At 41.7% G+C, this 26269-nt stretch carries 28 protein-coding genes; 13 read left to right on the top strand and 15 right to left on the bottom strand.

The features are described from left to right. Positions 1 to 13: 13 nt before the first annotated feature. Positions 14 to 1273 (bottom strand): carboxypeptidase-like regulatory domain-containing protein, encoded by a 1260-nt coding sequence (locus K429_RS0120505; protein ID WP_029327870.1) that lies wholly within the window; start codon positions 1271 to 1273, stop codon positions 14 to 16. Positions 1274 to 1537: 264 nt separating this feature from the next. Between K429_RS0120505 and K429_RS0120500 the strand changes: the two genes are divergently transcribed. Beyond that, entirely contained in the window at positions 1538 to 2002 is a 465-nt protein-coding gene (locus K429_RS0120500) for an N-acetylmuramoyl-L-alanine amidase (protein ID WP_029327869.1), read from the top strand. 70 nt (positions 2003 to 2072) lie between these two features. Here the strand turns inward: K429_RS0120500 and dnaK are convergent, their stop codons facing one another. Further along, a complete protein-coding gene (gene dnaK, locus K429_RS0120495) occupies positions 2073 to 3992 on the bottom strand; it encodes a molecular chaperone DnaK (protein WP_007215905.1) in 1920 nt (639 codons plus the stop codon). Positions 3993 to 4326: 334 nt separating this feature from the next. Between dnaK and K429_RS0120485 the strand changes: the two genes are divergently transcribed. The 4 genes from K429_RS0120485 (at position 4327) to K429_RS0120470 (ending at position 7438) form a co-directional block, all read left to right on the top strand. Then, the gene (locus tag K429_RS0120485) at positions 4327 to 5760 is read left to right on the top strand and encodes an MATE family efflux transporter (protein WP_029327868.1); all 1434 of its coding nucleotides are present in this window, start codon (positions 4327 to 4329) and stop codon (positions 5758 to 5760) included. Beyond that, positions 5699 to 6274 carry a Crp/Fnr family transcriptional regulator gene (locus K429_RS0120480; RefSeq protein ID WP_007215903.1) on the top strand — a complete coding sequence of 192 codons (576 nt, stop codon included), beginning with the start codon at positions 5699 to 5701 and terminating at the stop codon, positions 6272 to 6274. Before K429_RS0120485 ends, K429_RS0120480 begins: the two co-directional genes overlap by 62 nt. Before the next feature lie 202 nt (positions 6275 to 6476). Further along, positions 6477 to 7040: a Crp/Fnr family transcriptional regulator gene (locus tag K429_RS0120475; RefSeq protein WP_007213214.1), complete on the top strand. Its 564-nt coding sequence runs from the start codon at positions 6477 to 6479 to the stop codon at positions 7038 to 7040. 71 nt (positions 7041 to 7111) lie between these two features. Beyond that, positions 7112 to 7438, top strand: a complete 327-nt coding sequence (locus K429_RS0120470; protein WP_007213213.1) for a multidrug efflux SMR transporter — start codon at positions 7112 to 7114, stop codon at positions 7436 to 7438. 64 nt (positions 7439 to 7502) lie between these two features. Here the strand turns inward: K429_RS0120470 and K429_RS0120465 are convergent, their stop codons facing one another. Continuing rightward, the gene (locus tag K429_RS0120465) at positions 7503 to 8294 is read right to left on the bottom strand and encodes an META domain-containing protein (protein WP_029327867.1); all 792 of its coding nucleotides are present in this window, start codon (positions 8292 to 8294) and stop codon (positions 7503 to 7505) included. A gap of 207 nt (positions 8295 to 8501) precedes the next feature. On the opposite strand from K429_RS0120465, the gene K429_RS0120460 reads away from it, so the two are divergent. From K429_RS0120460 to recA, 3 genes are all read left to right on the top strand, one after another. Then, complete coding sequence (locus K429_RS0120460) at positions 8502 to 9695, top strand: saccharopine dehydrogenase family protein (RefSeq protein ID WP_007213211.1); 1194 nt, start codon at positions 8502 to 8504, stop codon at positions 9693 to 9695. A gap of 28 nt (positions 9696 to 9723) precedes the next feature. Next, entirely contained in the window at positions 9724 to 10170 is a 447-nt protein-coding gene (bcp, locus tag K429_RS0120455; protein ID WP_007215901.1) for a thioredoxin-dependent thiol peroxidase, read from the top strand. Positions 10171 to 10262: 92 nt separating this feature from the next. Continuing rightward, positions 10263 to 11300 carry a recombinase RecA gene (gene recA / locus K429_RS0120450; RefSeq protein WP_007215900.1) on the top strand — a complete coding sequence of 346 codons (1038 nt, stop codon included), beginning with the start codon at positions 10263 to 10265 and terminating at the stop codon, positions 11298 to 11300. A gap of 83 nt (positions 11301 to 11383) precedes the next feature. On the opposite strand, the gene K429_RS0120445 is transcribed toward recA, so the two are convergent. The 6 genes from K429_RS0120445 to K429_RS0120420 form a co-directional block, all read right to left on the bottom strand. Next, the gene (locus K429_RS0120445; protein WP_007213207.1) at positions 11384 to 12139 is read right to left on the bottom strand and encodes a DUF4252 domain-containing protein; all 756 of its coding nucleotides are present in this window, start codon (positions 12137 to 12139) and stop codon (positions 11384 to 11386) included. 6 nt (positions 12140 to 12145) lie between these two features. Then, the gene (locus tag K429_RS0120440; protein ID WP_007215899.1) at positions 12146 to 12673 is read right to left on the bottom strand and encodes a hypothetical protein; all 528 of its coding nucleotides are present in this window, start codon (positions 12671 to 12673) and stop codon (positions 12146 to 12148) included. Continuing rightward, positions 12654 to 13169 (bottom strand): RNA polymerase sigma factor, encoded by a 516-nt coding sequence (locus tag K429_RS0120435; protein WP_007213205.1) that lies wholly within the window; start codon positions 13167 to 13169, stop codon positions 12654 to 12656. The genes K429_RS0120440 and K429_RS0120435 overlap by 20 nt, the downstream gene beginning before the upstream one ends. 154 nt (positions 13170 to 13323) lie before the next feature. Next, on the bottom strand, positions 13324 to 14334 hold the full coding sequence (locus K429_RS0120430) for a YeiH family protein (protein ID WP_007213204.1): 1011 nt from the start codon (positions 14332 to 14334) through the stop codon (positions 13324 to 13326). A gap of 96 nt (positions 14335 to 14430) precedes the next feature. Beyond that, entirely contained in the window at positions 14431 to 15327 is an 897-nt protein-coding gene (locus K429_RS0120425) for a LysR family transcriptional regulator (RefSeq protein WP_007213203.1), read from the bottom strand. Between the two features lie 46 nt (positions 15328 to 15373). Beyond that, positions 15374 to 15976 carry a DUF6621 family protein gene (locus K429_RS0120420; protein WP_007213202.1) on the bottom strand — a complete coding sequence of 201 codons (603 nt, stop codon included), beginning with the start codon at positions 15974 to 15976 and terminating at the stop codon, positions 15374 to 15376. A gap of 941 nt (positions 15977 to 16917) precedes the next feature. Here K429_RS0120420 and clpB point away from each other — a divergent pair. Beyond that, entirely contained in the window at positions 16918 to 19506 is a 2589-nt protein-coding gene (gene clpB, locus K429_RS0120415; RefSeq protein WP_022208385.1) for an ATP-dependent chaperone ClpB, read from the top strand. A gap of 60 nt (positions 19507 to 19566) precedes the next feature. Here clpB and K429_RS0120410 read toward each other — a convergent pair whose 3' ends face one another. From K429_RS0120410 to nusB, 6 genes are all read right to left on the bottom strand, one after another. Then, positions 19567 to 19803 (bottom strand): hypothetical protein, encoded by a 237-nt coding sequence (locus K429_RS0120410; protein WP_007213188.1) that lies wholly within the window; start codon positions 19801 to 19803, stop codon positions 19567 to 19569. 426 nt (positions 19804 to 20229) lie between these two features. Continuing rightward, complete coding sequence (locus K429_RS0120405) at positions 20230 to 20664, bottom strand: DUF5606 domain-containing protein (protein ID WP_007213187.1); 435 nt, start codon at positions 20662 to 20664, stop codon at positions 20230 to 20232. A gap of 78 nt (positions 20665 to 20742) precedes the next feature. Continuing rightward, the gene (gene coaE / locus K429_RS0120400; RefSeq protein ID WP_029327865.1) at positions 20743 to 21381 is read right to left on the bottom strand and encodes a dephospho-CoA kinase; all 639 of its coding nucleotides are present in this window, start codon (positions 21379 to 21381) and stop codon (positions 20743 to 20745) included. Further along, positions 21371 to 22390 carry a CdaR family protein gene (locus K429_RS0120395; RefSeq protein WP_007213185.1) on the bottom strand — a complete coding sequence of 340 codons (1020 nt, stop codon included), beginning with the start codon at positions 22388 to 22390 and terminating at the stop codon, positions 21371 to 21373. Before K429_RS0120395 ends, coaE begins: the two co-directional genes overlap by 11 nt. A gap of 18 nt (positions 22391 to 22408) precedes the next feature. Continuing rightward, positions 22409 to 22738, bottom strand: a complete 330-nt coding sequence (gene yajC, locus K429_RS0120390) for a preprotein translocase subunit YajC (protein WP_007213184.1) — start codon at positions 22736 to 22738, stop codon at positions 22409 to 22411. Positions 22739 to 22777: 39 nt separating this feature from the next. Then, a complete protein-coding gene (nusB, locus tag K429_RS0120385) occupies positions 22778 to 23704 on the bottom strand; it encodes a transcription antitermination factor NusB (protein ID WP_007213183.1) in 927 nt (308 codons plus the stop codon). A gap of 172 nt (positions 23705 to 23876) precedes the next feature. Between nusB and K429_RS0120380 the strand changes: the two genes are divergently transcribed. The 4 genes from K429_RS0120380 to K429_RS0120365 all read left to right on the top strand — a co-directional run bounded on the left by K429_RS0120380 (position 23877) and on the right by K429_RS0120365 (position 26260). After that, positions 23877 to 24305: a PUR family DNA/RNA-binding protein gene (locus tag K429_RS0120380; RefSeq protein ID WP_007213182.1), complete on the top strand. Its 429-nt coding sequence runs from the start codon at positions 23877 to 23879 to the stop codon at positions 24303 to 24305. Between the two features lie 126 nt (positions 24306 to 24431). Then, positions 24432 to 25022, top strand: a complete 591-nt coding sequence (locus K429_RS0120375) for a 50S ribosomal protein L25/general stress protein Ctc (RefSeq protein WP_007213181.1) — start codon at positions 24432 to 24434, stop codon at positions 25020 to 25022. Positions 25023 to 25236: 214 nt separating this feature from the next. After that, positions 25237 to 25800 carry an aminoacyl-tRNA hydrolase gene (pth, locus tag K429_RS0120370; protein WP_007215890.1) on the top strand — a complete coding sequence of 188 codons (564 nt, stop codon included), beginning with the start codon at positions 25237 to 25239 and terminating at the stop codon, positions 25798 to 25800. Positions 25801 to 25840: 40 nt separating this feature from the next. Further along, positions 25841 to 26260 carry an RNA-binding S4 domain-containing protein gene (locus tag K429_RS0120365; RefSeq protein ID WP_022208384.1) on the top strand — a complete coding sequence of 140 codons (420 nt, stop codon included), beginning with the start codon at positions 25841 to 25843 and terminating at the stop codon, positions 26258 to 26260. The last annotated feature ends 9 nt before the right edge of the window (positions 26261 to 26269 follow it).

Below are 26269 nucleotides of genomic sequence, written 5' to 3'. Positions count from 1 at the left end.
AACTATCTGAAATCTAACGGGATTGCTTTTTCAATTTACTCACAGCATGTTCCAAAGACTCTGTAGGTTCAATAATATTGTATGTCTTCCAGAAATCCTCATTCCAATATTCGTCTACCAAATCATAGAACACTTGTTTTTCTTTGAAAGCCTTTTTGCTAGGAATGGCTGCAAAGTCGCTCTTTCTATCTGTTACCACCATTTCGGAAAATACGGTATAGCTGGAAGAGAATAAACGCTTTTTCCAATCGCACTTGAAACGTATTTCATTCCGTATGTAATTCAGATAAGTTTTTCCATTCTGTTCCTTATACGTCACCAGATAGGAAACTTCCTGTGGCCTGAAACGTAATCCGAGAGGCTTCTTATGAAGAATAGCTTCCACCGCCTTCACCCTGTTTTGCATATCCAGAGAGAATTCCGCACGGGTGAATGCCAGTTTCTCAAAATCAATATAGAGTTTTCCGTAAAACAATGCATACATCAGGCTGACTCTGGGACGAAAACTGACTACATATTGCATACGATTATCCAGATTCACAGGTTCCTCAATATGAAAATCATAATAATTCAGATTTTCCATGCTCAACAATGCATCTCCGTTCTTCACAATATCCAGATAAATAGAAAGATTAGGTCCGCCCACCACTTTTACTGCCAGTGTATCACTGGTTTTCGGGCTCAGCAGGCGACGTCCTTTTTGTAGTTGCACTCTATCGTTCGATGGTTCCCGGTCACTGTACGCAGTTTTAGACACATCTATCACAGCCTCCGATACACTGATATAGCGTCGCCTTTTCTGTACTGTCTCCCGATAAAATGCAGTCAGCAAATTCTTATCAACCGAATAGTTCACCGGAATTTTTTTAATCGCCTCTTCCACAAGCCCCCGGGCGTTATTGCCAAAGACAACAATCTCACTCAGTAGATTAGGAGCCGGCAGCATCCAGATAGTGAGATCAGATACATCTTCCTTATCCTTCAGAGAAACTTGAGAATTCAAATACCCAATATGTGAAACCTCCAATCCCAGAATAGTCTCCGTGCCCTTTATCTTCAGAGAGAACACACCATCCGCATTCGTAACGGTTCCGATGTTCGTACCGGGAACAGACACATTCACATTCTCCAGTTTTCTCTTATTATCCTTATTTTTCACTATTCCTGTAATAGTGAAATAGTTCCCGGCTTCTTCCTGTGCCCATAAAGGTGAAATACCCAACAGCAAAAATGCCATCAACCACCCAACTGCAATATTAGCTAACTTTTTCATCTTCGTATGATTTTAAAGGTGAACAATTCTCGTTTTCTACTACTAAGATCGCTCAGAAATGAAAAACCCTATCGGTTTTGGAAGAAAAAGTGAGGAAAATGTTTCCGGCTTAAAATATTTCGAACAGTTATTTTGTCGTCTGGTTTATTATAAAAGAATACAAAAAGGGGAAATAAGTAACTGTTAATGTGAACCTTGGTCTCTTTCTGTTGTTCTCATGCGATTAATAAACAAACTATTCACCTTACAAAACATTTAACAGCTATGAGAACTGTTCATCTGATAGTTATTCATTGCTCCGCAACGAAGGAGAATGAAACATTAACGGAAATTGAATTGGAAAAGTCGCACCGCCAACGTGGACTAAATGGTATCGGTTATCATTATTACATTCGGAGAGACGGAAATATTAAGAGTACACGTTCTGTTCGAAAACCCGGAGCTCATGCCCAAGGGCATAATCTTGACAGCATCGCTATATGTTACGAAGGTGGTCTTAACCGGCACGGACTTCCCAAAGATACACGCACTCAATGGCAAAAGCACTCCATGATTGTTTTACTCAAAACGCTCCTTATTGATTATCCGGACTGTCATATTTGCGGGCATCGTGATTTACCTCAAATTATGGATAACCATTCATTAATAGAACCGGAATCATGGCTGGAAGAATGTCCTTGCTTCGACGCAGCGACTGAATATCATTGCTTACGCTATAGCAATGGCTAGAAGAAACCTAAAGCAAAAAAAGAGTCGTAAATCATTGATTTACGACTCTTTTTTTAATATGACAGTCTATTTACTTCACCTCTTCGAAATCTGCATCCTGCACATTATCACCATGCTTACCACTATCCTGAGCACCGCCAGCTTGTCCGGCATTCATATCAGGACCAGCCTGTGCACCACCTTGAGCACCACTTTGTGCATACATTTCAGCACTTGCAGCCTGGAATGCAGTATTCAATTCTGCCATAGCAGTATCAACAGCAGCCAAATCCTGTGCTTTATGAGCATCTTTCAGTTTCTGCAAAGCAGCTTCAATCGGAGCTTTCTTATCAGCCGGCAACTTGTCTCCCAATTCCTTCAACTGATTTTCAGTTGTGAAGATCATTGAGTCAGCCTGATTCAGCTTGTCAATCTTTTCACGCTCTTTCTTATCAGCTTCTGCATTAGCTTCAGCTTCAGCTTTCATCTTTTCAATTTCTTCTTTACTCAAACCGCTGGACGCCTCGATACGAATAGCCTGTTCCTTACCAGTAGCCTTATCCTTGGCAGACACCTTCAAGATACCGTTAGCATCAATATCGAACGTTACCTCAATCTGAGGAACACCACGACGAGCCGGAGCAATACCTGACAGGTTAAACTGACCGATTGACTTATTCTGAGCAGCCATCGGACGCTCGCCTTGCAATACGTGGATCGTTACTTCACTCTGGTTATCAGCAGCAGTAGAGAATGTTTCGCTCTTCTTGCACGGAATAGTAGTGTTAGCGTCAATCAACTTTGTCATTACACCACCCAGAGTTTCGATACCCATAGACAGCGGAGTAACATCCAGCAATACCACACCCTTGATTTCATCCGTCAACACAGCACCTTGTACGGCAGCACCTACAGCTACTACTTCATCCGGATTCACACCTTTAGAAGGAGCTTTACCGAAGAAATCTTCAACCAGTTTCTGTACGGCCGGTATACGTGAAGAACCACCTACAAGGATTACCTCATCAATATCAGCATTGTTCAAACCAGCATCAGACATAGCCTTCTTACACGGTTCCAGACAAGCCTGAATCAAAGTGTGAGCCAGAGCTTCGAACTTAGCACGAGTCAAAGTCTTCACCAAGTGCTTAGGCACACCACCTACCGGCATAATGTACGGCAAGTTGATTTCAGTACTTGTAGAAGAAGACAATTCAATCTTAGCTTTTTCAGCAGCTTCCTTCAGACGTTGCATAGCCATCGGATCCTGAGTCAGGTCAGCGCCTTCGTCATTCTTGAATTCATCTACCAACCAAGTGATGATTACCTGGTCGAAGTCATCACCACCCAGGTGAGTATCACCGTTTGTTGACAATACTTCGAATACACCGCCACCGAATTCCAGGATAGAGATATCGAATGTACCACCACCAAGGTCGAATACGGCAACCTTCATATCTTTGTTCGCTTTATCGATACCGTAAGCCAAAGCAGCAGCTGTCGGTTCGTTTACGATACGTTTCACTTCCAGACCGGCAATCTGACCGGCTTCTTTTGTAGCCTGACGTTGAGAATCGGAGAAGTAAGCCGGAACAGTAATAACTGCTTCCGTAATTTCTTGTCCCAAATAGTCCTCAGCAGTCTTCTTCATTTTCTGAAGAATCATAGCTGAGATTTCCTGCGGAGTATACAGACGTCCGTCGATATCTACACGCGGCATGTTGTTATCACCCTTTACAACCTTATATGGCATACGGGCAACTTCTTTCTGTACCTGATCCCAAGTTTCACCCATGAAACGTTTGATTGAAGATACGGTTCTTGTCGGGTTCGTGATAGCCTGACGTTTTGCAGGGTCACCCACTTTACGCTCACCGCCGTCAACGAATGCTACGATAGACGGAGTAGTGCGTTTTCCTTCACTGTTTGCAATTACTACAGGTTCGTTACCTTCAAATACAGCAACGCAAGAGTTTGTAGTTCCTAAGTCAATACCAATAATTTTTCCCATGATCTTTAATATTTTATTTGTTATTATTCAAGTTTCGGTCGCCTGCATCAGCAGCAGACGCCAATAAAAAGACAAACGTCGTGCCAAAATGTTCAGGGAGGTTGTAATTTTATAGGTTGGCAGAAAGGCTGTCAGTTTGGCAGAATTCTTCTTTGTTTTTCTGTCGAAAATTACCATTTGTTAATCGTCCTCCCACATAAAAGCAGTAATTTTGCCGACGAAAAAGCAGTAGAGTACAAGCTACGAGCTACAGGCTACAAGCTACGAGTACCTTTCGGCATCATAGCGCAGCCACTCGTAACTCGTAGCTTGTAGCTCGTAACTAAATATAATTATGGAAAGAGATAGCATTGATTTTAAAAACACAGACATCGCGGCATTGTTCCGCAAATTATTACTCCCTACTGTACTGGGAATGATATTTTCCGCATTATTTGTCATTACGGATGGAATATTCGTAGGAAAAGGTATTGGCAGTGATGCACTTGCAGCAGTAAATATAGTGGCGCCATTATGGTTATTCTCTACGGGCATCGGACTGATGTTTGGCGTAGGAGCATCTGTTGTAGCCTCCATCCACTTGTCACATGGAAAAGTAAAAGCTGCCCGCATCAATATTACTCAGTCTACAGTTGTATCTTCATTGTTGTTGATAGGTACCTCCACGCTATTCTGTTCATTCGCCCCACAGGTAGTACATCTTTTGGGCGGTTCCGAGCGTTTGACTCCACTGGCTGTAGAGTATATGGTATGGTTTGTTCCGTTCTCGGTATTTACCGCCCTGCTTAACTCAGGGATGTTCTTCCTGCGCCTGGACGGATCACCTAACTTTGCCATGATGTGCAATATAGTAGCTGCCGTCCTGAATATCATTCTCGATTACCTGTTCATCTTTCCTTTCGGTTGGGGCATGTTCGGTGCAGCTATTGCCAGTGCCATCGGTACTACGGTGGGAGCATTGATGATAATCATCTACCTCTCCCGCCACAAATGCGCTTTACGCTTTTACCCCGTAAAATTCACTCGCAAAAGTATGCAACTGACGCGTCGTAATATAGGTTATATGTGCCGGCTAGGGTCTTCTGCTTTTCTGTGTGAAATAGCTATTGCCTGCATGATGTTTGTCGGAAACATCGTGTTTATACATTATTTACAAGAAGAAGGTGTAGCTGCATTCAGCATTGCATGTTACTTCTTCCCTATTATATTTATGGTGTACAACGCCATTGCACAATCCGCTCAACCCATTATCAGTTACAATCACGGACTTCATGAAGAAACCCGCGTACGTCGTGCCTATTTATTGGCACTGAAAACAGCCATCGGCTGTGGTACTGTCTTCGCTCTGGTCACCATCTTCTTCAGTTCGGAGATTGTTTCCATGTTCATCGACCGCAGTTATCCGGCCTATGAAATAGCCAGCAAAGGACTTCCTCTATATGCCACCGGCTTTATTTTCTTTGCTGTCAATATCGTTTCCATCGGATATTTTCAAAGTGTGGAACAGGCTCGTTATGCCACTATCATTACCCTGTTGCGTGGTTTCGTCCTGCTGACAGCGTGCTTCTTCGGACTTCCCCTACTCTTTGGTAATCCGGGTATCTGGTTGGCAACCCCTCTGGCTGAGCTACTGACCACCCTTTTCATACTTACTATTTATATAAAAGCAAAAAGAAAGCACAAAAAAAATATAGTATCTTTGCAGCATGGAAATGATGATAAAGAAATTCTGCCAAAGATACAGACTCCCGGAAAAAAGCCTGCATGAACTTTTGTCACACATGACAGAATATCATTTCGGTAAAGGGGAATCCATTGTGAAAGAAGGAGAACGTAACAGTAACTTCTACATCTTGAAAAAGGGTATCTGGCGTGCTTATTATATGATAGACGGTACTGAAAGTTCCCTCTGGTTTGCCGGAACAGGAGAAATAGCTTTTTCCTCCTGGGGATATGTCAATAATGAAGTTTCACAAGTGAATATTGAATCTGTAAATGAAAGTATTGCCTATGGTATTGCCAAACCGGATTTAGAAGAACTATTCAATAGTTCTATAGAGTTATCCAACTTCGGCCGAAAAATCTTTGAACAGGAAATTTTATTTATTGATAGCTACACATTGGCATACGGTACCCCAAGTGCCAAAGAGCGTTATCTGACCTTGATGGAAGAAAATCCGGAACTGTTGCAATATGTTCCGTTAAAACATTTAGCATCGTATTTATATATTACACCACAATCTTTGAGCAGAATACGGGCAGGGCTGAAGAGAAGGAAATAAATCATCCCAATACATCCATTCCCTTTTCAGAATCTATGCTTCACAATCTGTCAGCTCCGTATCTACTCCGTACCAAACCTATACCTATAACTATGGAGATGGTACGGAGCAGATACAGAGGCGGTACGGAGATAGCACGGAAATGCTACGGAGATAATGCCGTGCAAATGCCATAAGAAAGATACATAATACAATACTCAACATGGATTTAGATCAGATTATCGATAATATAGGCAAGCTGCCGGAGCCGTCAAAGAATGCGCTGAAGGAGATCATCTCTGAAGTCACTCACCCCAAAGGACATATCCTATTCAGGGCGGACAAAGTAGAAACCAAAGTATACTTCATCAAGAAAGGCATTGTACGTGCCTATACCGAGTTAGCTGACAACGAAATAACATTCTGGTTCGGACGCGAAGGCGATACGGTGGTATCCATGAAAAGCTATGTGTCCAACCAAAGAGGCTATGAAAATATAGAACTTCTGGAAGAATGTGAACTATATGAAGTCAGGAAACGAGCCTTACATGAATTATTCTGCAAGGATATACACATCGCCAACTGGGGAAGAGAATTTGCAGAAAAGGAATTGCTCAAAACAGAAGAAAGGTTTATCGGCCGACAGTTCAAGACATCCCTGGAACGTTATAGAGACCTGATGAATCATACTCCGGATCTTTTGCAAAGAGTACAATTAGGCTATATCGCTTCCTATCTTGGTATTACACAGGTCAGTTTAAGCCGTATTCGGGCAAAATTCAGATAAATCACTTTTTATCATTTGTTAAATAAGAAGTCAAACCAATTCATGAACTTTGCACACAAAAAATAAAAGTTATGAGTTGGATATATTTGATTGTGGCCGGATTGTTCGAAGTAGCGTTTACCTCCTGTATGGGCAAGGTTAAAGAAACAACCGGCAGTGAAATGTACTGGTGGTTCACCGGTTTCATTATTTCTATGAGTATCAGCATGTTTTTGCTGATAAAGGCAACGCAAGCCCTGCCTATTGGTACGGCTTATGCTGTATGGACAGGGATAGGTGCGGTAGGAACCGTATTGGCGGGCATACTGATTTTCAAGGAACCTTCCACTATATGGAGGTTATTTTTTATTGCAACGCTGATAGGTTCGATTATCGGTTTGAAAGCAGTATCTCATTAAAGCAAAAAAACAGGATGCCAATTGATATTGACATCCTGTTTTTCTATATTCTGAATTATCTGGATTACTTCTTTACCAGTACCATCACCAGTGTATTATCCGCATCATAAAGTCCGATGCCACCACCGGCCAGTTTACCGAAAGACTTCACTTCATTCAGTGCTTTCATCACACGACCTTCTACTTCCATATCCGGACAAGCCATCATAGTGCTGATAAGTTGCGGGAAAGAAATTGCAGAACTGTTCTCATTGTCTGCAACAAATCCGCCATTAATAAGATTACAACCGGCATTGCCGTGTATTCTCTTTTCAGAAAGATTGAACTCAATAAACGGCTGTTTCTCCATACCTTCGGGAATGGACTGACCACCGGCTTCGGAAATAATCCACTTACCACTCAAATCTGATAGTTTCACTGTAGAAGCTTTCTTTTGTAATACAATAATAGGACGATTGGATGAACCGCACAAAGCGATGTTCTCCTTACCTAACTTTTTATACTTCTTCACTTGTCCCAAAGCAGACAACACGTTTTGTTCCAGCGTCATATCCGGACAAGCCATACGCGTACTTGCCATAGCTCCAAGATCAATTGTACCGGGTTTAGCGTTCACATCGAACGAACCCATCATACGATTACAACCGCTGTTACCGAATACTTTTCCGGTATTCGTATCAAAACCGATAAAAGGGAATTCCTGATTGGGAGCAGGCACTACGGCAGCGCCGTTTATTTCAATAATATTCCATTCACCATTGATGGAAGATAATGTCGCAGCATCTTTGGAAGAGCGACAAGATGACAGAGCTATCAAAGCTCCTGCCATACAAAGAGAAACTATTACTTTCTTCATTGTTATTCGTTGTTTAAGTTAATTTTCGCGGGGCAAATATATACAAAATAACCCAAATACAAGCAGTTTGTTTAGAAATAGAAGCTTTTTATAAAAAGTATTTAGTAGGATTTTAATGTTTATCTGCGAATTAAATCCTATATTTGCTCACCAATAAAAAAGAAGGATAATTTATAATTTGTAACTCGTAATTTGTTATTAAAAGAAATGGGTAAAGTTCTTATTATCGGTGCAGGCGGTGTAGGTACCGTCGTTGCGCACAAGGTGGCTCAAAATCCGGATGTATTCACTGAGATCATGATTGCCAGCCGCACAAAGTCCAAATGCGACGCTATCGTAAAAGCAATCGGTAACCCTAACATCCAGACCGCACAGGTAGATGCCGACAATGTGGATGAACTGGTTGCTCTCTTTAATAGCTTCAAACCCGAAATCGTCATAAACGTAGCACTTCCCTATCAGGATCTTACCATTATGGAAGCTTGTCTTAAAAGCGGAGTCAACTATCTGGACACTGCCAACTATGAGCCGAAAGATGTGGCTCACTTTGAATACAGCTGGCAATGGGCATATAAGAAACGTTTTGAGGATGCCGGACTGACCGCCATCCTTGGTTGCGGCTTCGATCCGGGGGTAAGTGGTATTTATACTGCATATGCTGCCAAACATTATTTCGATGAAATGCAATATCTGGATATCGTAGATTGCAACGCAGGTAATCATCATAAGGCATTTGCAACGAACTTCAATCCGGAAATCAATATTCGTGAAATCACGCAGAACGGACGTTACTATGAGAATGGCCAATGGGTAACTACCCAACCGTTGGAAATCCATAAGGACCTGACTTATCCGAATATCGGACCACGTGATTCCTATCTGTTATATCACGAAGAATTGGAATCTTTGGTAAAAAACTTCCCTACCATCAAGCGTGCACGTTTCTGGATGACTTTCGGTCAGGAATACCTGACTCACCTGCGAGTAATCCAGAACATCGGTATGGCTCGTATCGATGAAGTGGATTACAACGGGGTGAAAATCGTTCCGCTGCAATTCCTGAAAGCCGTATTGCCTAACCCGCAGGATCTGGGCGAAAATTATGAAGGAGAAACTTCCATTGGCTGCCGCATCCGGGGATTGAAAGACGGTAAAGAACGCACCTACTACGTTTACAATAATTGTAGCCACCAGGAAGCCTACAAGGAAACAGGTATGCAGGGTGTAAGCTATACAACAGGAGTTCCTGCCATGATAGGTGCCATGATGTTCCTCAAAGGATTGTGGAAGAAACCGGGAGTATGGAATGTGGAAGAGTTTAATCCGGACCCGTTCATGGAACAGTTGAACAAACAGGGATTGCCTTGGCATGAAGTGTTTGATAAAGATTTGGAAGTATAATTCTTCATTTTTAATTTAATTATAGATTATGCAAGTTGGAGATAAAGCGCCCGAAGTATTGGGCATCAATGAAAAAGGCGAAGAAATCCGCCTCAGCGATTATAAAGGAAAGAAGATAGTTCTTTATTTCTATCCCAAAGATATGACTTCAGGATGTACGGCACAAGCCTGCAACCTGCGCGATAATTATTCAGAATTACGCAAAGCCGGCTACGAAGTGATTGGCGTAAGCGTAGATAATGAAAAGTCGCACCAAAAATTTATTGAGAAAAACAACTTACCTTTCCCGCTGATTGCAGATACGGATAAGAAACTCGTGGAGCAATTCGGTGTTTGGGGAGAAAAAAGCATGTACGGACGTAAATATATGGGAACCTTCCGCACCACTTTCATTATCAATGAAGAAGGAGTGATAGAGAGAATCATCACCCCCAAGGAGGTGAAAACCAAAGACCACGCCGCACAAATATTATAATCAACAAGAAGACAAGTTGACAAACAGATAAAAAGTCAGTTCATTATCAATTGATATCTTATTAGCTTGTCAACTCTAATAACAGCAAGTATATGGCAAAGAAAGACGAACTTAATTTTGAAAACGAAAACAATATGGCATCAAGCGAAAAGCTGAAAGCGTTACAGGCAGCTATGGACAAGATAGAAAAGAGCTTCGGCAAAGGTTCTATCATGAAAATGGGAGATGAAAGCGTTGAACAAGTAGAAGTAATCCCCTCAGGCTCTATCGGACTGAACGTAGCACTGGGCGTTGGCGGCTATCCCCGCGGACGTATCATCGAGATTTATGGCCCGGAATCTTCCGGTAAAACAACTCTGGCTATCCATGCCATTGCTGAAGCACAAAAAGCAGGTGGTATCGCCGCGTTTATTGATGCTGAACACGCCTTCGACCGTTTCTATGCGGCCAAACTGGGGGTAGATGTAGACAACCTGTTGATTTCTCAACCGGATAACGGAGAACAAGCATTGGAAATTGCAGAACAGCTGATCCGTTCTTCTGCAATCGACATCATCGTTGTGGACTCTGTTGCCGCTTTGACTCCAAAAGCCGAAATCGAAGGCGACATGGGGGATAATAAAGTAGGTTTGCAGGCACGTCTGATGTCTCAGGCATTGCGTAAACTTACGGCAGCCGTGAGTAAGACACGCACCACATGTATCTTTATCAACCAGTTGCGCGAAAAGATCGGTGTAATGTTCGGTAATCCAGAAACAACCACTGGTGGTAACGCTCTGAAATTCTACGCTTCCGTACGCCTTGATATCCGCGGAAGCCAGGCTATCAAGAATGGTGACGAAGTGCTGGGTAAACAAACTAAAGTAAAAGTGGTAAAGAACAAAGTGGCACCTCCTTTCCGCAGAGCAGAATTTGATATCATGTTCGGAGAAGGCATTTCCCGTGCCGGAGAAATCATTGACTTGGGTGCCGAACTGGGTATCGTCAAAAAGAGTGGTTCCTGGTTTAGCTACAATGATACCAAGATAGCCCAAGGCCGCGACGCAGCCAAACAAGTTATTGCTGACAATCCGGAATTGGCAGAAGAATTGGAAGGATTGATTTTCGAAGCTTTAAGAAAAGACAAGTAATCAAATTTTCACTCATAACAAAAGGGGAACCGGAATCGGTTCCCCTTTCTCAACAAACTATTTACACCTATCAGCAGACAGCCTCATTCCAAGTCTTCCAAGCGTTTTTCCAGCATCTCCATGCTCTCCTCAAAACGTTTCCAGGAATCGGCATCCATCTGTTTCTTTAAATATTCGCTATCTTTTAGTTTACCTAAGTCTTTCAAATTCTTTAATCCTTTCAGGCTTTCCAGACTTTTCAGGCTTTCCAGACTCTTCAAACCTTCTAAGCCCTGTAAGCTTTCCAATCCTTTCAAACCGTCCAAAACGCCCAAATCCGCCAAATCAAGAGTACCGTCTACGATACGATATACATTCCCTCCCACATTCATACTGGTATTTTGATACATCATGATATTCTGAATATCTTTCAAAGTCATTTCTCCTTCCAGATAAACGAACTTCAAGTTAGCAGCACCGTCTATAATCATAATCAGTTCCTTCACCTTATCCCCTTTCCTATTAATATAGAATTCGGAACTGGAGACATTCCCTTTCTGCTTCATCAACAGCTCATATTTGGACGACTGTACCAGTGTACGCAAATCTTTCCGCAAATCCTTCTTGATATTATTATCCATTGTAGAAACGATCTGTACGCTTTCCAGCTTACCGGATACTTTCCCAATATAGATATCCTTCGTGAAAAGATTGGGGTTCATTTCAATCATCGCTTTTGAGATATAAACAGAGGAAACCCCTTTCATATCATTATACGTATTGAATATATTTTTCTGCGCCTGGCAGAGCAGGGGGAGCATCAGCAGCACACCTGCCAATAAAATCTTGTTGAGTTTCATAATCGTTTATCTTTGCATTTCTTTTTTTACTTCCTGATTAACTTTTTTCATATCCATTTGCGTTTCCTTCACCTGGGCAATGCCTTGGTTCAGATTGGTGGAAACTTCAATCAAAGTGGCTTGCAAAACCTGATAAGCTTCTTCCGGATCAGAGAATGTATCCTGCGGTGTGGGCGGACACACATCTTTTCCCAGATTTTCCACACCATATCCGATGCCTATAATTACCAGTATGGTTGCTGCAACACTCCCAATCCAGCGCCAGTTACGTCTGGATTTGTTAGGCCGGAAGAAACGTTGTTCTTCTTCAGCCTTTTCATCAATCAGCCGGCTCAGTTTATCCCCCAAGCCCGCAGGAACTTCCACATCTCTATCTGCACCCTGGTTAAGGCTAAGAAAAATTTCTTTATCCTTTTGCAGATGTTCGGGCACTTCCGTTGTTCTGAAATAATCTCTCAACGCCTCTTCCTGGCTCTCGGTAGTGTTCCCCTCATAAAACTCGGCGAGCAGCCTTTCAATTTCCTCGACTTTCATAGTTATTCCATTTATTAAATTCCTCACGTATTCTTTTCCTCGCCCGGGACAGCAGTACACGGATATTTGTAGAGTTCAACCCGGTCACTTGTTCTATCTCTTCGTAAGAACAGCCTTTGACATCACGCAGGTTCACAATCCGCTGCTGCTGTTCGGGCAAGTGGGCAATGATATCTTTTACTTGCCTTACCTCGTCACGTACCTCCAGATTATCAGCTTGAGAAATATCCTGTACAGCAGTCAATTCCACAGTTTGCCTGGATAAGACATACTTCCCTGAACGAAGCAAATCAAAGCACATATTCTTTACCAAAGTGACACTGAACGCTTCCGGGTTGCTGATAACCATCAATCCTTCCCGCTTATCCCATAGCTTCAGATAGGCTTCCTGAACCAGGTCCTCCGCATCTGCCGCATTCTCAAGCAGCCGATAGGCTACACTGTACAGCTTGCGGTGGTAGGGCAGAAACTCATTTTTAAAACTTTCAGCATCCATGGGCTTTTTCTGTATCTCAATCCTGTTTATTGGTTGTATCTATTGATTAGACGTAAAGAGACAGAAGTTTGTTACAAAGAAAATGAATTTTATACAAAAATGCGGCAAAAGAAATTTTCTTCTGCCGCATACCTTATATTAATAAGTGTTTTCTTTAGAACCAATAAATATACGCCAGCGTGCTTACGCTAATTGTAACCCACAACAACACACCTTGAATAAGTGGTTTGATGCCCACTGCCTTCAATACATCACGTGAAAGGGAAGCACCGATAAAGAACAAAGTGATAGTCAGTGTCTTTCTGGCCAGACTGTTAATTCCCTCTCCTATCATAATACCGGTTTCCGATGAATTTAATACATATGTATTGAATACCATAGCCAGAATAAAGAAGAAAATAAACCAGGGGATACTTATCTTCTGTCCTTTACTCTTGAATACAAAAGAAGTAATCAAAGCCAAAGGAATAATCCACAAGGCACGTGTCAATTTAATGGTCGTAGCAATTTGCAAAGCTTCTTCACCATAAGCCGCACCGGCACCCACTACCGAACTGGTATCGTGTATAGCAATTGCCGCCCATGTTCCGAATTCTTGCTGACTCATATCTAAAGCATGGCCAATTACCGGAAAGATAAACAGTGCAATAGCATTCAGAATAAAGATGGTACCCAGCGCTACAGACATCTCCGTATCTTTTGCCCGCAACACAGGACCTACCGCCGCAATAGCACTACCGCCACAGATAGCTGTACCGGAACTAATGAGGTAAGAAGTATCACGGTCTACCTTCAGGAATTTACGCCCGATGAACCAACCGATAAGCATAGTACCCACTACTGAAATAACAGTGAACTCCATTCCTTCTTTACCCGAGGCTAAAGATGCCTGAAGATTCATACCGAATCCCAATCCCACCACTGAATACTGCAAAAGATATTTGGATACTTTCTTATTAAACTTCGGATGTGCCTGCCCGCTTGACAAAGCAAAAATCAATCCCAGGAACAAAGCGACAGGAGGTGTCACCCAAGTAGAATAACCGGGGATATAATCCAATAATAAGAAGATTGATAAAAGCACCACTAAAGACACATAAGTAATTTTGTTCTTCCGTTGAAGATACGCCAGAGTGTTTACACTCGCTGTTTGAATTGAAGCCATAATTTTTCTTGTATATCAATATTTATATTATTTCTGATTTCCGGGTGCAAAGGTAGGCTTCTTTACCTATATACACCAATTGTATCTGTTTATACGCTATAACTTATGGTTATGATGTGCAGCAAACTGCATAAAGACCTGGGAAAGCCCGCTCTCCTGTCCCTGAGGTTGGGCAAAACTAAAATCACGAAGCATAACCATGTCTTTTATCTCAATGACACGCAGTTGTCCGGCATAGAGTTCACGGGTGATAGAACGAATGGAAACGATCCCCATGCAGTCAGTATGTTCCAGGAAAAGTTTGATACTTTCCGTACTACCCAGATACATTAATACCTGAAGAGACGATAACTTTATATTATGCTGTTGCAATGCCTTCTCAAAGACATCCAAGGTGCCCGATCCTCTTTCACGAAGCACTAAAGGAATATGAAGCAACTCTTCGGGAGTAATTTCTTCACCTACCTGTAGTTTACTTCCCGTACGTGTCACAGCCACCAGTTCATCCTCCAAAAAAGTAGTATATTTCAAATTTGGTAACCGGAAAACACCTTCCACTAACCCAAGATCTATGCGGTGTTCCTGCAAAGCCGCTTCTATCTCACGTGAATTGCCGTTCATCAATGAAAGATTTACTTGCGGAAACTTTTTGATGAAGCTGGCAAGCAATGGAGGTAAAACATATTGGGCAATGGTAGTACTGGCACCCAGACGCAATTCTCCGGTATATTCATTATGCAGCAAATGCATCTCATATTCCAATCGCTTATAATCTTCCAGAATACGGCCACAATGTTCCAAAAGTAACTTTCCCGCTTCGGTCAAACTAATCTTGCTACCTTGCCTGTCAAACAAACGCGCCTGATAAGTGCTTTCCAACTCTTGTATATGCTTTGTTATGGCAGGCTGACTGACAAACAACTCTTGCGAAGCTTTCGTGAAACTCAGGTTCTTCGCTACAGACTGAAATACTTTTAAACGAAAATCAGACACGGGAGTTAGTGATTAAAGGTTAGCGATTAGTGATAAGTAACAGGTATTATTCAAGTTCTTCGGCCTTGATGCCCAATGCACGCATCATGGAGTAACCCAGTAAATCCCATTTGCAACCAAGGGGATGCGCAGGTTCATCCATATTGAAAAGAAACAATCCTTTTGAGTTTTCAGTATCAGCATTTCTTAAATACTCATCCAAAACTTCCATTAATTTAGCACCGTAATCATCAATAAACGGAACCAGCATAAGCCGTTTAACATCGGCAGAGTTAAGTGCTATATTCAGCAGATCAAGATAGAGATTTGCCCGTGGAACCAATCCTTCAGAAGATACAGAAGTAAATGTAAACTCACCTAACTGATTTGTATAGCCCACCCCGTTCAAATCTTTATTCAAATCAGACGGATCACAGTGAAGCAACTTATTGGTCTGACTGTCATGTACAAAAAGTACTTCTATGTTATTATCCTTATCACGAACACCGGAGTCGAGTGCCAGATAAGAAGCCCACTCTTCTACATAAATATTCTGCAACGGACGTCCCAGCTGCAACTCAAAATATCTCTTCAGATCTTTAACTACGTCATTAAAGTATGCTACGTCCACCAGTATCACATTCTCTGCGAGCTTTACATTTTCTGCCATAATCTATTCTATTCTATTTTTGAGGGATAAAGATACAATATTCCTTTCAGCCCTGCACTAGTTTTACTCAAAATTTACACATTAGTATATTTTAGTAATGCTTAGAAAATAAGATTCTCTGGAATTTCGTCACTGCTCTTTCATAAAAAGATAATCGCTGAAAGGAAAACTCGTATTGTCGAGTTTATCTCAATATTTCCTACATCCTACACCCGCTATTATTTTTATCTGGTTATCAAATAGATAGGTGGTGTAGGAAGGTGTGTAGGAAGGTGTAGGAAAGTTGCATCCTACACCGAAAAACAGAAGAAAAGAGCGTTTTTATGTTTGTAATTCACTAATTCACAAGTCCTTAATATGCATTATGCAAACTTTGGCCGAATTGATGCAAATATCTCCTTTTTTAGCCTGAATTATTCATCGCAAGTGTAAAAGGAGTATCACTTCGTTAGGAATTAAGGAGTTATACTCCATTATCTCGTTATATAGAAAGCAGATATTACAGAGGAGAAACTTGATATGATCCTTCCTTTTCCCCTTAAAGCCTTAAGGTTAATGTCATTATGCTATAAGCAAAACCTTATTTTCCAGCTGAGGGCTGTTCGGCCCTCAATTGCGGGCTACACAGCCCCCATATGGAAAACGTAGAGCCCACAACTGTGGGACGAAGTTTTGCTACGGGCAAAAGAACGAAAACAATAAGGCAAAGCGTGGTTTTCATACGACTTCCTTCACATTCTACTTATTGTTTCTAAGTATTCTATTGTGGAATCTATACGTCCGATGCGTCATATATATATATCAATAGCATGGCACAATAAAGACATTTTGGCATTATCTTTCATCTTTTAACTGTAAAATTGTCAGGTACAGGCTATTGGCAAATCTTTTGCGCCCATTCAAGTGTTATTGAAAATGAAAATAGAAAGGAGATATAAGATATGAACTTTAACAACTTTACCATTAAATCGCAAGAGGCGGTGCAAGAAGCGCTGAACCTGGCCAAGAGCCGTGGACAGCAGGCTATCGAGCCGGTTCATGTTATGCAGGGAGTGATGAAGGTGGGCGAAAACGTCACTAACTTCATTTTCCAGAAACTGGGCATGAACGGACAGCAGATCGCACTCGTCCTTGACAAACAAACAGATTCATTACCCAAAGTTTCGGGTGGAGAGCCTTACCTGAGTCGTGAAACGAACGAAGTATTCCAGAAGGCTACCCAGTATTCCAAAGAGATGGGTGACGAATTTGTTTCACTGGAACATTTACTGTTGGCATTGCTGACTGTAAAAAGCACAGTTGCCACCATCCTGAAAGATGCGGGAATGACGGAGCACGAGCTCCGAGGAGCCATCACAGAACTGCGCAAAGGAGAAAAAGTTACTTCACAATCCAGCGAGGATACTTATCAGTCACTGGAAAAGTATGCCATCAACCTGAATGAAGCTGCCCGAAGCGGAAAGCTCGACCCGGTTATCGGCCGTGATGAAGAAATCCGTCGTGTGTTGCAAATCCTGAGTCGCCGTACCAAAAACAATCCTATATTAATAGGTGAACCGGGTACCGGTAAGACTGCCATTGTGGAAGGACTTGCCCATCGTATCCTGCGTGGTGACGTGCCGGAAAATCTGAAGAACAAGCAAGTTTACTCATTGGATATGGGTGCGCTGGTTGCCGGAGCAAAGTATAAAGGTGAATTTGAAGAACGTCTGAAAGCCGTTATCAATGAGGTAAAGAAATCAGAAGGAGATATCATTCTCTTCATTGATGAAATTCACACGCTGGTTGGTGCCGGAAAGGGTGAAGGTGCCATGGATGCTGCCAATATTCTGAAACCTGCATTAGCGCGCGGTGAGTTAAGAAGCATCGGTGCAACAACTCTTGACGAGTATCAGAAATACTTCGAAAAAGATAAGGCACTGGAGCGCCGTTTCCAGATTGTATACGTGAACGAACCGGATACATTAAGCACCATCTCCATCCTGCGTGGATTGAAGGAGCGTTACGAGAATCATCATCATGTACGGATTAAAGATGACGCCATCATAGCTGCCGTAGAGCTGAGCAACCGCTATATTACAGATCGTTTCTTGCCGGATAAGGCTATCGACCTGATGGATGAAGCTGCTGCCAAGTTACGTATGGAAGTAGACTCCGTACCGGAGGAATTGGATGAAATTTCACGTAAGATCAAACAACTGGAGATTGAGCGCGAAGCCATCAAACGCGAAAACGATAAACCGAAACTGGAACAAATCGGTAAGGAACTTGCCGAACTGAAAGAACAGGAAAAATCGTACAAAGCCAAATGGCAAAGTGAAAAGACATTGGTCAACAGAATCCAGCAAAATAAGGTTGAAATAGAAAACCTTAAATTCGAAGCAGACAAAGCTGAACGTGAGGGAGATTACGGTAAAGTTGCCGAAATCCGTTACGGTAAGTTGCAGGCTTTGAATCAGGAGATTGAGGATACTCAAAAGGAGCTTCATGCCATGCAGGGCGACAAAGCCATGATTAAGGAAGAAGTAGATGCCGAAGACATTGCAGATGTAGTATCCCGTTGGACAGGCATCCCCGTCAGCAAGATGCTGCAAAGCGAAAAGGATAAACTGTTACATCTGGAAGATGAACTTCACCAGCGTGTCATCGGGCAAGATGAAGCCATTGAAGCTGTTGCCGATGCCGTACGCCGTAGTCGTGCAGGTCTGCAAGATCCGAAACGTCCGATTGGTTCGTTTATCTTCCTCGGTACCACCGGTGTGGGTAAGACGGAACTTGCCAAGGCACTCGCTGAATTCCTCTTTGATGATGAAAGCATGATGACACGTATCGACATGAGTGAATATCAGGAAAAACATAGTGTGTCACGCCTGGTTGGAGCGCCTCCGGGATATGTAGGCTATGATGAAGGTGGACAATTGACTGAAGCTATTCGTCGTAAACCATACTCAGTCGTACTATTCGACGAAATAGAAAAGGCGCATCCGGATGTATTCAACATCTTGCTGCAAGTATTGGATGACGGACGATTGACAGACAATAAGGGACGTGTGGTAAACTTCAAGAACACCATCATCATTATGACGTCCAACATGGGAAGTGCTTACATTCAGAGTCAGATGGAAAAGCTGAATGGTACTAACAAAGAACAAGTGATTGAAGAGACGAAGAAGGAAGTGATGAATATGTTGAAAAAGACAATTCGCCCGGAATTCCTAAACCGTATTGATGAGACAATCATGTTCCTGCCACTGAATGAAAGCGAAATCAAGCAGATTGTAGTACTCCAGATAAAAGGTGTACAAAAGATGTTGGCCCAGAATGGTGTGGAACTGATATTGACAGATGGAGCTATAGAGTTCTTGACAAAGGTCGGATATGATCCGGAATTTGGTGCCCGTCCGGTGAAACGAGCCATCCAACATTACTTACTGAATGACTTGTCGAAAAAGCTGCTCGCTCAAGAAGTAGACCGCAGTAAACCAATCATAGTAGATGCCGGTGGTGAAGGACTGGTATTCAAAAACTAAACTAAAATATCCGCAAATAAAAAAAGCTGTCTTGCCACTGAAGGCAAGGCAGCTTTTTTCTTATTCTATAACGAGCTGCTTAACAACCGGTACGGACAACGCATGTGTTATAACCAACACATACTCTCCAGAACATGGCAAATCAAACGAAGCGCTCTCTTCCCTCGCCTGTTTTACCTCAATCACCTTCCCCCGGATATGATATAAACAAAGCGTAGCGTTTGGCAACACTCCATCCACATATATCTTACCAGCGGCTTTATCCACCTGTACTGTTACGCTCTTATGCTCTTCCATCTTAATTAATGCCAGCCTCAAGTCCCCCTTAAAGGCAATAAATTCATATAAAAAAAGCGTGGGAACTGCTGTTATTACTGTACCTGGGGCTCTGGACTGCCACTATTCAAATAATATACAACAGCCCACGCTCCGTACTATACATTTGAATATGCATATACAACAGAGCATGAGCGTTTGTTGTCTATCATCCTTGAATAGCATGAAATTGTCCAGATTTCAAGTACAAGATAATATTAAACGCTTTTATCCATAATTATCCCTCAATCTTTGTGAGAGAGGCCACCGCCCACTCTGCATTTCAGGATGGCAACAAAGGTATAAAAAAAGTAATCAAAATTAAAGATACCGCATAAAAAAAAGCGGATTATCCGGGATGCCCCTGATAATCCGCCTTTTCTGTTAAAAGAACAGTTTATTTCAAATTTATTCTTCCGTCTTTCCTTCTTCTGTAGTTTCCGCTTCCGCTGTATCTTCAAAATCAGTTATTCCACAAGCAACTAACAGATTGTACCAGGAAATAAGCTTTTTGATATCAGCCAGATATACACGATCGCGATCAAAAGTCGGCAAAACTTCACCCAGATAAGCACGAAGTTCATCAGCAGTAGCTTTCTTTAAATCCATTACTACGGCAGCACCGTTTTCTTTCTCTTTCATAGCAGTCAACACATCCTTCAAAGGTACGTCGTCCGTATCCGTATACATGGCAATATCACCCAAAGAGATTATTTTCTCGTTACCATAAGCGGGGAAGCGTTTCTTGTCCGTGAGAGACTCTACGATCAACATATTTCTACCTTGTGAAATGAGTTTATACAATCCCGGTTTACCGGAAATAGACAAAATAGTCTTCAACATAGTATGTTCTATTTTTTATTAGTAATATTTTATTTTTTCGGTGGGCAAAGATAGTGCAAACCGAGAGTAAAAGCAAATTTATTTGTTTTTACCAAGGTGCAGCCTATTTTCGCTTAAGCAAAGGTAAGCAATATTTTTAGATAGAGAAGTTATTACCTCTAAAACCTGCGGAATTAACGGAGTTTTACCGTCGTTTACAATTACAAAATCAGCCTGAGTACGCTTCTCTTCATCACTCATCTGGCTACGAACACGGCGTTCTATCAATTCGCGAGGAGCGGTGTCACGCTGCATGGCACGCATGATGCGAAGTTCTTCGGGCGCATAAACCAGAACCACAGCATCTACTTCGCCTGCAAATCCTGCTTCGATCAGAATTGCAGACTCCATGCCTACTACCGGATAGGTAGTATGACGCTCTACCCACCGACGGAAATCGTCCCGTACCCGCGGATGGATAATACTGTTTACTGTACGGATATGCTCAGGATCTCCAAAAATATAGGAAGCAAGCAAAGGTTTGTTTAGTTCATCACCGGCATACACCTCTTCACCCAGCAAAGCAATCAATTCACGACGGATCAAAGCATCCGAATTCGTCAACCGCTTCGACTCAATATCTGAGATATAAACAGGAATCCCCATTACTTCCAACAAACGGGAAACAAGGCTTTTCCCACTACCAATCCCACCGGTTATTCCTATTTTAATCGCCATATTCGAAGGATACTTGCTCGATAAGAAAGTCGACCTGTTCCGGATTGATACGTATCTGATTAACTCCTTTGGGTACTGACTTCAGTTTTACTGTGTACTTCTTATCCGAACCCAGTTTCAAGAGTTCTTCATAAGAAACATTGATATGGAAATCACTTTCCGTTATCTTATTGAAGCGGCTTAAACCAACCTGAAAGGTGACACTGACTTTCGAAGGAAACGCACGCAGCACTTTTCCTGCCGGAAAGTTAACTCCCCGCAAGGGAACTTCCACCGTTTTCTCAGTATAAATATCTACCGGAAAAACCATTTCTACCGAAGCGGGCACAAACTTAATTCCTCTTGGAGCCAACAGAGGAACCTGTTGCCTCAATGTATCGGAAATATCCTCGAATTTCACTTTTCGCGTATAAGCAACTGTTATGGTATCCAATGCTCCCTCCGGCGCATAAGCCAACACAGAATCAGGCTTGCAAACCGTATCGGATATATAATATTGCCGCCCTGCACTCACCGTGCCCTGAAACTTTACCGGAACCAGTTTGGAAGCACCTGTAGAATAAATATACTCCAAAGTATCAGGTTTTACAGAAAGCAGTTTTGTAGATACATTCAACTGATTAAGCAACCTCTTCTCAAACTGTGAAGAGTAGATACGTACATGATTATCAGTCCCTTTATAATCAGAAAAATCCAGAGTAATAGGAAAAAAGCTCTTTCCAAGCATGTAGTTGAGCAGCACCGTGCCCTTGTCTTTCACCCGGATATGCAATTCAGAAGGTGGTTCGGAAGTTATAACCACATTATTGGGCACTCCCTTCAAACGTACCGGAATGGAGAATTCCGTTTCATAATCGTTGTTCAGCGTCTGAAGTAGCCAGAAACCACTGGCTATAAAAAAGAAGAATAAAAAAATTAAGAACTCTCTGCTCTTATCACTGAGCAGAAAGTCCTTAACTTTTCTCGCTGTTTTTAAATATATGCGTTTTATGTTCCTACGATCAATCATAGGCTCACTTATTCAAAATTATTTAGCAGCCTGATTACTGTTAGCATCAGCAGCAGCCGCAAATATAGAATTTTTATCTATTCTAATCTTAACATTAGAAGCGATTTCAAGTACTATATCATTGTCATTAATTTCTTTAATCACACCATGAATACCGCCGGCAGTAATCACCTTTTGGTTTACTTGAAGTGATTTACGGAAGTTTGCAATTTCTTTCTGCTTTTTGTTTTGCGGACGAATCATGAAAAAATACATGATAGCAAACATAGCAATCAGAAGAATCCACATCATGCTACCACCACCAGGGGCTGCGGCAGGAGCTTGCAAGAATACGGTCATTAAATTCATAAAATATTCGTTTTTAGTTTTTAATACTCAACAAAGGTATCAGTTTTTCGCTAACTTACCTTCTTTTTTTAATTGATTAACTATTCCGTCCAATGTACCGTTTACGAAGCTTCCGCTCTTTATCGTACTATAGACTTTAGCGATCTCAACATATTCATTTAACGAAACACTTACCGGAATGTTCGGAAAACTTAGAATTTCCGCCAATGCACATTGCATTATTATCACATCCATAAAGGCTACACGATCCAAATCCCAGTTGCGTGTATTTTCACTGATCAGATGACGGTAATAGTCACAATTCAGTATAGCGCGACGGAACAAGCGACGGGCAAACTCCTGGTCTTCCTCATCCTTAAATTCCGGCAACAAAGTCTGGTTAGCACCATTTTTTGCCTCAAAACGTTTAATCGTCTTCAGCACGAAAGTGTCTACTATTTCTTTGTCATCATTCCAATAAAGGCTCTGATCTTCCAGCAAAACATCCAACTCTTCGTTATTGAAAACAAATGCCTTATAGAGCTTTCTCCATAGTTCACGGTCAACTTCATAAGATTTATCAGACGAAGCCATATATTCCTTATATATATCAGAAACTATAATCTTGTCATACAAACCCTTGATAAAGTCTTCGTCATTTGCCCACGAACGTTTCTGGTTGGCAGCAAACTCCATCAACTGCTTATTCACTTCCAGTTGTGAAACGAACTTGTTTTCTACGAATTTCATGTTGGGATACAACTCCTCTGCGGTCGGAGCTAACTTGGACTTTGCCGCATCAATGCGTTTTTGTGCGTACGTCGTCAGAGCCACCATCAGCATCAGCAAATAATTATAAAGGTCATACGCTTTTGAAAGACTAAAGAATAATTCTTTCTCCGCTGAGTCTAAATTTTTACTGCCATTCTGATAATAAGCATATACAATCTGTATAATCTTAAGACGAATAAGAACTCTGTTAATCATAAATCTATTAATCAATACTGTTGTTAACGAGATGCAAAAGTAGACATTTTTAATGAGTTTACGCAAATAAATCACATTTTTTAATGCAGATATTCATTATCCGGGCTTTTTCTTTTGACAGTTTAAAAAAAATCGTCATTTTTGAAGCCAATTACAACAAGAAACCTAAAATATGGAAGACTTAAAGAAGAAAAACGGTGCGGACATGAACGATAAGGAGATTGTATTCTCCAAATCCATTAAAGCAGGTAAACGAATCTACTATCTGGATGTAAAGAAGAACAGAAAAGATGAAATGTTCCTGGCCATTACTGAAAGTAAGAAGGTAGTGACCGGTGAAGGCGAAGATTTGCAGGTAAGTTTTGAAAAACATAAGATTTTCTTATATAGAGAAGATTTTGAGAAATTCATGAACGGCCTGAACGAAGCTATTGATTTCATTAACCGGAAAGAGATGTTGGAAGTTATAAGCGATATGAATGCAGAAGCAGATGAAAATGCAGAAGCAGAGTTGGATGCTATAGCTGAAATGAATACCAAAGGAATGGAATTGGACGGAGAAATCAAGATTGATATTGATTTTGAAGAGCCAACTCTTTGATAATTCAAAAAGAAGCTGTACTTTTGCACCGCTTTTTTGCAACATTGTGTGGCTACCCCCACATCGTGCGATGGTGAATTAAGCAACAAAACAACTTAATTTAGAGTAACACAAAAAATTAAAAAAATGAAATCAATTGAAGTAAAAGGTACTGCAAGAACTATTGCAGAACGTTCTTCGGAACAAGCAAGAGCTTTGAAAGCTATTCGTAAAGACAACGGTGTACCTTGCGTACTCTACGGAGGAAGTGAAAACATTCACTTCACTGTATCTGCTGATGGTCTGCGTAACCTGGTTTATACTCCGCACATCTACGTAGTTGACCTGATTATCGACGGCAAGAAAATCAACGCTATCATGAAAGATATCCAATTTCATCCGGTAAAAGATACAATCCTGCACGTTGACTTCTATCAGATTGACGAGTCTAAACCCATCGTAATGGAAGTTCCTGTACAGATGGAAGGTTTAGCAGAAGGTGTAAAAGCCGGTGGTAAGCTGGTATTGCAGATGCGTAAGCTAAAAGTAAAAGCTTTATACAACATTATTCCTGAAAAACTGACAGTAAATGTTGCTCACCTGGGTCTGGGTAAGACTGTTAAAGTTGGTGAGTTGAACTTCGAAGGTTTGGAATTGATGAATGCAAAAGAAGCTGTTGTATGCGCAGTTAAGTTGACTCGTGCTGCAAGAGGTGCTGCCGCTGCTGCTGGCAACTAATCAGCTCTTTCACAAGAAGACACATTCCGGAACGCGGATTAACGCAGAAGACGCAGATTTCATTAATCCGCGAAAGCTGTGATAATCCGCGTTCCTTGTTTCTATAATTATTCACCACTGAGTTACACAGAGCATCACAGAATTATATTATTAAAGAAAAAACTCCGTGAAATTCAGCGCAACCCCGTGGTGAAAAATATAATTTCTCAGAGAAATGAAATACTTAATTGTTGGATTAGGAAATATCGGTCCTGACTATCACGAAACCCGCCATAATATAGGATTCATGGTAGTGGATGCGTTGGCAAAAGAAGCAGGGGTCACTTTCAATGATGGCCGCTACGGCTTTACCACTACCCTATCCGTGAAAGGACGCCAGCTTTTACTGCTGAAACCTTCTACATTCATGAACCTCAGCGGAAATGCCGTACGATACTGGATGCAGAAAGAGAACATTCCATTGGAAAACGTGTTAGTAATAGTAGATGACCTTGCTCTGCCATTTGGTACTCTGCGCCTGAAAGGAAAAGGTAGCGACGCCGGACACAATGGACTAAAACACATTGCAGCCATCCTGGGCACACAGAACTATGCCCGGCTCCGTTTCGGTATCGGCAACGAGTTCCCACGAGGTGGTCAGATAGATTATGTTCTGGGTCACTTCACTGACGAAGACTGGAAGACCATGGACGAACGCTTAAAGACTGCAGGAGATATTATCAAAAGCTTCTGCCTGGCAGGAATTGATATTACAATGAACCAATTTAATAAGAAGTAGATAGTAGTTAACTACTTCCTACTAACTACTAAAAAATGATATGAGTGAAGCAAGAATAGATAAATGGATGTGGGCTGTACGTATTTTCAAGACACGTACCATTGCCGCCGAAGCATGTAAGAAAGGACGCATCAGTATCAATGGAGGATTAGCAAAAGCTGCCCGTACGGTGAAACCAGGCGACGTGATACAAGTGCGCAAACCACCTGTGACCTACTCTTTCAAAGTATTGCAAGCTATCGAGAAACGTATTGGTGCAAAGCTCGTTACGGAAATGATGGAGAACGTTACGACTCCCGATCAGTATGAACTGCTGGAGATGAGCCGTATCAGTGGTTTCATTGACCGTGCCAAAGGTGCAGGTCGTCCCACAAAAAAGGATCGACGAACTTTGGAAGAGTTTACAACTCCCGAATTCATGGACGACTTTGATTTTGAATTCGATTTTGAGGAAGAATAAAAAAGAGTG

The organism is Bacteroides sp. 14(A) (assembly GCF_000526555.1).
Taxonomy (GTDB): domain Bacteria; phylum Bacteroidota; class Bacteroidia; order Bacteroidales; family Bacteroidaceae; genus Bacteroides; species Bacteroides cellulosilyticus.
The sequence above is the reverse complement of the archived record's forward strand: the minus strand, read 5'-3'. Positions and strand labels throughout refer to the sequence as shown.

Coding starts and splice junctions, on each gene's coding strand:
- K429_RS0120505 (WP_029327870.1), bottom strand. CDS start 1,273: ATGAAAAAGTTAGCTAATATTGCAGTTGGGTGGTTGATGGCATTTTTG.
- K429_RS0120500 (WP_029327869.1), top strand. CDS start 1,538: ATGAGAACTGTTCATCTGATAGTTATTCATTGCTCCGCAACGAAGGAG.
- dnaK (WP_007215905.1), bottom strand. CDS start 3,992: ATGGGAAAAATTATTGGTATTGACTTAGGAACTACAAACTCTTGCGTT.
- K429_RS0120485 (WP_029327868.1), top strand. CDS start 4,327: ATGGAAAGAGATAGCATTGATTTTAAAAACACAGACATCGCGGCATTG.
- K429_RS0120480 (WP_007215903.1), top strand. CDS start 5,699: ATGGAAATGATGATAAAGAAATTCTGCCAAAGATACAGACTCCCGGAA.
- K429_RS0120475 (WP_007213214.1), top strand. CDS start 6,477: ATGGATTTAGATCAGATTATCGATAATATAGGCAAGCTGCCGGAGCCG.
- K429_RS0120470 (WP_007213213.1), top strand. CDS start 7,112: ATGAGTTGGATATATTTGATTGTGGCCGGATTGTTCGAAGTAGCGTTT.
- K429_RS0120465 (WP_029327867.1), bottom strand. CDS start 8,294: ATGAAGAAAGTAATAGTTTCTCTTTGTATGGCAGGAGCTTTGATAGCT.
- K429_RS0120460 (WP_007213211.1), top strand. CDS start 8,502: ATGGGTAAAGTTCTTATTATCGGTGCAGGCGGTGTAGGTACCGTCGTT.
- bcp (WP_007215901.1), top strand. CDS start 9,724: ATGCAAGTTGGAGATAAAGCGCCCGAAGTATTGGGCATCAATGAAAAA.
- recA (WP_007215900.1), top strand. CDS start 10,263: ATGGCAAAGAAAGACGAACTTAATTTTGAAAACGAAAACAATATGGCA.
- K429_RS0120445 (WP_007213207.1), bottom strand. CDS start 12,139: ATGAAACTCAACAAGATTTTATTGGCAGGTGTGCTGCTGATGCTCCCC.
- K429_RS0120440 (WP_007215899.1), bottom strand. CDS start 12,673: ATGAAAGTCGAGGAAATTGAAAGGCTGCTCGCCGAGTTTTATGAGGGG.
- K429_RS0120435 (WP_007213205.1), bottom strand. CDS start 13,169: ATGGATGCTGAAAGTTTTAAAAATGAGTTTCTGCCCTACCACCGCAAG.
- K429_RS0120430 (WP_007213204.1), bottom strand. CDS start 14,334: ATGGCTTCAATTCAAACAGCGAGTGTAAACACTCTGGCGTATCTTCAA.
- K429_RS0120420 (WP_007213202.1), bottom strand. CDS start 15,976: ATGGCAGAAAATGTAAAGCTCGCAGAGAATGTGATACTGGTGGACGTA.
- clpB (WP_022208385.1), top strand. CDS start 16,918: ATGAACTTTAACAACTTTACCATTAAATCGCAAGAGGCGGTGCAAGAA.
- K429_RS0120410 (WP_007213188.1), bottom strand. CDS start 19,803: ATGGAAGAGCATAAGAGCGTAACAGTACAGGTGGATAAAGCCGCTGGT.
- K429_RS0120405 (WP_007213187.1), bottom strand. CDS start 20,664: ATGTTGAAGACTATTTTGTCTATTTCCGGTAAACCGGGATTGTATAAA.
- coaE (WP_029327865.1), bottom strand. CDS start 21,381: ATGGCGATTAAAATAGGAATAACCGGTGGGATTGGTAGTGGGAAAAGC.
- K429_RS0120395 (WP_007213185.1), bottom strand. CDS start 22,390: ATGATTGATCGTAGGAACATAAAACGCATATATTTAAAAACAGCGAGA.
- yajC (WP_007213184.1), bottom strand. CDS start 22,738: ATGAATTTAATGACCGTATTCTTGCAAGCTCCTGCCGCAGCCCCTGGT.
- nusB (WP_007213183.1), bottom strand. CDS start 23,704: ATGATTAACAGAGTTCTTATTCGTCTTAAGATTATACAGATTGTATAT.
- K429_RS0120380 (WP_007213182.1), top strand. CDS start 23,877: ATGGAAGACTTAAAGAAGAAAAACGGTGCGGACATGAACGATAAGGAG.
- K429_RS0120375 (WP_007213181.1), top strand. CDS start 24,432: ATGAAATCAATTGAAGTAAAAGGTACTGCAAGAACTATTGCAGAACGT.
- pth (WP_007215890.1), top strand. CDS start 25,237: ATGAAATACTTAATTGTTGGATTAGGAAATATCGGTCCTGACTATCAC.
- K429_RS0120365 (WP_022208384.1), top strand. CDS start 25,841: ATGAGTGAAGCAAGAATAGATAAATGGATGTGGGCTGTACGTATTTTC.